The sequence below is a fragment of the Streptomyces sp. NPDC002690 genome, from assembly GCF_053592415.1.
Genome location: NZ_JBSFVR010000490.1, coordinates 1 through 4,314, shown reverse-complemented (window position 1 = coordinate 4,314; position 4,314 = coordinate 1). Strand labels below are relative to the sequence as shown.

The window sequence follows — 4,314 nt, the reverse complement described above, 5'->3', positions numbered from 1 at the left end:
CCCGGCGTCCGGCGAGCAGGAGCGCCACGGCCAGGGCCGCGAGCACGGCGACCGCGGCTCCGCAGGCGAGGCCCCAGCGCACCCCGGCGTGCTGGGAGACCCAGCCGATCGTGGGGCCGCCGAGCGGGGCACCGCCCATCGACACGACGGTGTAGACGGCCATCACCCGGCCGCGCATGGCGTTGCTGACCTCCGACTGGACGAAGGCGCTGACCGCGGTGTTGAGGGTCATCAGCATGAACCCGGTCGGCAGCAGCAGGATCAGGAAGGTGGTGTAGGAGGGCATGAGCGCGGCCACCGCCTCGCTGACGCCGAAGAGGACGGCGCCGACGACCACGGTCCGTACCCGGGGCGAGACGCGGCGGGTCGCCGCGAGTGTCCCGGCGATGGTGCCCACGGACAGTGCGGTCGACATGAAGCCGAGACCGCTGGATCCGACGTCGAAGACCCGCCCGGCGAACAGGGTGAGAGTGGTCGGGAAGTTCACCGCGAAGGTGGACACCATCCCGAACAGGGCCAGTACTCCAGCCAGTTCGGGCCGGGCGGCGACGTAGCGCAGTCCCTCGGCACCGGCGCCCGCCCATCGCGCGCGCTTCACGGGCTCCGGCGCGTCCGTCGGCCCGACTCCAGGAGCGTCGGACGCGGGTGTGCGTGCGCGGATCGCCAGCAGGCCCAGGGTCACGGCCGCAAAGGAGACGGCGTTCACCGCGAACACTCCGCCCGCCCCGATCAGTCCGATCAGCACGCCGGCGATCGCGGGTCCGATCAGCCGCGCGGCGTTGAGGGACAGGATGTTCAGCCCCGCCGCGTTGGGTATCAGCGAGGGTCCGACCAGCTCGGTGACGAAGGAGAGCCGCGCGGGATTCTCCACGGCGAAGACACAGCCCAGGCCGAACGACAGCAGATAGACCGACCAGAGGGGTGCGTGCCCGGACAGCACGGCGACCGTGAGGAGTACAGCCTGGACCGCGTACAGGGACTGCGCCCACAACAGGAGGGAGCGGCGGTCGTACCGGTCGGCGAGCACCCCGCCCCAGAGGCCGAAGAGCAGGACCGGGGCGAACTGCAGACCCGCCGCCCAGCCGACCGCGGTTCCGCTGTGCGTGAGGTCGAAGACGAACCAGTCCAGCGCCACGCCCTGCATCGCGGAGCCGATGTTGGAGACCAGGCCCGTGCTCCAGTAGATCCGGTAGTCGCGGACCCGCAGTGCGGTGAACACCCCTGTTCGCGCGGTGTTCTTGGACACCATGATCCTCTCGGTCGGGGGCGCGCGGACGGACCGGGCACGGCGGTCGCGCGGCGCGAGTTGAGCGAATGGGCATGACGGAGCGTCACGAAAGGGCGGGAGAGGAACGCGCGGGAACGCCTGCGAAGACGTCAGGGGATCAGCCCTCGGCCCGGGACCTGGTGGCCTCCGGACGCACGAGAAGCGGGTGCGACATCCGGGTGGACACGATCGCCGTGGGCGGGAGCGGAAGGTACGCGCTCAGTGACGCGGGGCGGTGTCCGTACACAGTGCGCTGCTCACCCTGAGCAGATCGACGTGACGCCGGACGACTCGCGGCGCGAACGACCCACCGCGGTGCGGAAGATGACTGCCGTGCTCGCTGAAGGGTCGCGCCCGCACGCCGGTCACCTCGCACTCTTCGGGTCGTTCGGCGGCCGGGTGCCGGCCGCCGATACGGAGGATCGCCCCACCGGGGCGTGGGCGATCTCTCGGCAGGCTAACCCGTGGAGGCTGGTTGGACAATGCCGTCCCGGAGTGCGGAACTTCCCGCCGGATCGGGGAATGCGGCGCGGCTGCCAGGGAGTTGCGCTCTGGAGGACCGCCTGGTCCCGCCCGATACACAGCACGAGGGAGTGGACATGACCGTTCCGGGGATCGACATCGGCCAGGAGAGCTTCACCGAGGAGTGGCAGTCGTGGCACCGGGAGAAGGAGGCGAACCTCGCCGGACCGCACGGATTCCTCGCGATCACGAGCCTGCGCTGGCTGAGCGCCGAACCGGAGCGCTTCGAGGACGCCCCGGGGGTCTGGTCGACCTCGGCCGCGGGCGTGGTGGTGGAACTGGCGGAAGGTGAGGAACTGACCATCGAAGGAAGGACGGTGACGGGGCGTCACGACTTCGGCGTCATCGGCGAACGCGACAGCCTGTTCCCCGGATTCGGTGACGCGGTGATCGAGGTGGCCAAGCGCGGCGGACACGACATTCTGCGCCCCCGCCATCCCGGGAACGCCCTGCGTACCGGCTTCACCGGGACCCCCGCGTACGCCCCTGCCGCGCGCTGGGTCCGTCCGGGAAGGTTCCTGCCCTTCGAGGAGCCGCGTGCGGTGACGGTGGGCGCTTCGGTCGAGGGCCTGGAGCACGTCTACGACTCCCCCGGCCAGGTCGAATTCGAGGTCGGCGGGGAGACGTACCGGCTCACGGCGTTCAACGGCAAGCGTCCCGGCTCGCTGACGGCTCTGTTCACGGACCTCACCTCCGGCGTGACCACCTACGCGGCGAACCGCTCCGTCCAGATCGACGCCCCCGACGAACAGGGCTTCGTCCGCATCGATTTCAACCGCGCGGCGAACCTTCCCTGCGCCTACACCGACCTGGCCACCTGCCCGCTGCCGCCGAAGGAGAACCGCCTGCCCGTCGCGGTCGAGGCCGGCGAGCGCATCCCCGTGGAACGCGGCGGACCGGCTGTCTGACACCTCGCGCGGCCCGGCGGGATCTCCTTCTCACCGCGGTCTCCGGGCTGGTACGTTCAGGGGCGTCGCCGACAGGTGACGCCCCTTGTGCGAAGGGACCGCGCCCCTCATGCCGTACCAGCAGAGCGCCACCGGAGCGGTGTCTCCGAGCCGCGTCTTCGGTGCGTCCGACACGGCTTCTCCCGGCCGGCATCCAGAGGCCCGTCTGCACGCCCGACTGCACATAGATCTGCGCCGCTCGTCCAGCGCTCTCTGTCCGGCCTGACCCTCCCGCCGGACCCGCCCCGTCGCGGCCCCCGTAGCGAGTAGGCACGTGCGGCGCGCACCGGGCCGGCGTTCGTCCTGCCCTCTCGCACCGCCCCCGCGCGGGGCACGCGCGTGCCCGGCGATCCCGGGCGTCCTCATCGTCCCGGAGCCCGGCACGGCGTCGGCCCGCCTCACGTTCCCGGATCACCCGGTGGCATCAGCTTCCGCAGACGCAAGGAGCACCGCAATGGACGTCCACTCCTCACTGGCCGACGCGGTCGGCAACACCCCGCTGGTACGCCTCAACCGCGTCACCGGCCCGGCGCTCACACCGGTCTACGCGAAACTGGAGTACGTCAACCCGGGCGGGAGCGTGAAGGACCGTATCGCCCTCTCCATGGTCGAAGCGGCCGAGAAGGAGGGGCTGTTGGCTCCGGGCGGGACGATCGTCGAGGGCACGTCGGGAAACACCGGGGTCGGGCTGGCCATGGTCGCGGCCCAGCGGGGATACCGGTGCGTCTTCGCGATCCCGGACAAGAGCAGCGCGGAGAAGGTCGCGGTACTGCGTGCGTACGGCGCCGAGGTCGTCGTCTGCCCGGGTGACGTACCGCGTGAACATCCGGAGCACGTGTACGCCACGGCCATCCGCATCGCCGAGGAGACTCCGGGCGGCTGGCTGGCCAACCAGTACGACAACCCGGCGAATCCGCTGGCCCATTACCGCACGACGGGGCCCGAGATCTGGCGCCAGACGGAGGGCCGGATCACCCACCTGGTAGCGGGCATCGGCACCGGCGGCACCATCACGGGGACCGGCGAGTATCTCAAGGAGGCCAGCGGCGGGAGGGTGACGGTCGTGGGCGCGGACCCGGAGGCCTCGGTCTACTCGGGCGGCGACGGCGGTCCGTACCACGTGGAGAGCATCGGCTATTTCCGTCATCCGGAGACGGTGGACAACAGCTGGCCCGAGTCCTTCCACCCTTCGGTGGTCGACCGCTACGAGCGGATCAGCGACCGGGAATCGCTGCTGACCGCCCGTCGCCTGGCCCGTGAGGAAGGACTGCTGGTCGGCGGCTCCGCCGGTACCGCGGTGGCCGGAGCCCTGCGGGTGGCGGCCGGTCTCGGGCCGGACGACCTGGTCGTCGTCCTGCTGCCGGATTCGGGTCGCAACTACCTCTCCAAGGTCTACGACGACGACTGGCTGCGGCAGCTCGGCCTGCTGGAAGGGGGAGCGCCGGTGGAAGGAGAAGAGGCCCTGAAGACGAAGGAGCCGCAAAAGGGGGAGGACCTGCTCGCGGCCTCCCCGGCCGTGCCACCGCTGGGCTGAAAGCCCGCGGAGGTACGGCCGGTTCCGGACCGTCACGGCCCCGT

Annotated in this window: 3 protein-coding genes and 1 pseudogene; 3 read left to right on the top strand and 1 reads right to left on the bottom strand. The window is 71.0% G+C overall.

All coding sequences use genetic code 11. The features are described from left to right. The coding region (locus ACWD3D_RS33890; protein WP_451464547.1) for an MFS transporter at positions 1-1,249 on the bottom strand (1,249 nt) is incomplete at its 3' end. 617 nt (positions 1,250-1,866) lie between these two features. Between ACWD3D_RS33890 and ACWD3D_RS33885 the strand changes: the two genes are divergently transcribed. The 3 genes and pseudogenes from ACWD3D_RS33885 to ACWD3D_RS33875 all read left to right on the top strand — a co-directional run. Beyond that, positions 1,867-2,697 carry a DUF1684 domain-containing protein gene (locus ACWD3D_RS33885; protein WP_451464546.1) on the top strand — a complete coding sequence of 277 codons (831 nt, stop codon included), beginning with the start codon at positions 1,867-1,869 and terminating at the stop codon, positions 2,695-2,697. Between the two features lie 109 nt (positions 2,698-2,806). Further along, on the top strand, positions 2,807-2,962 hold the full coding sequence (locus ACWD3D_RS33880; RefSeq protein WP_451464545.1) for a putative leader peptide: 156 nt from the start codon (positions 2,807-2,809) through the stop codon (positions 2,960-2,962). Between the two features lie 228 nt (positions 2,963-3,190). Then, positions 3,191-4,180, top strand: a pseudogene (locus ACWD3D_RS33875) (PLP-dependent cysteine synthase family protein); the annotation flags it as partial. Between the last annotated feature and the right edge of the window lie 134 nt (positions 4,181-4,314).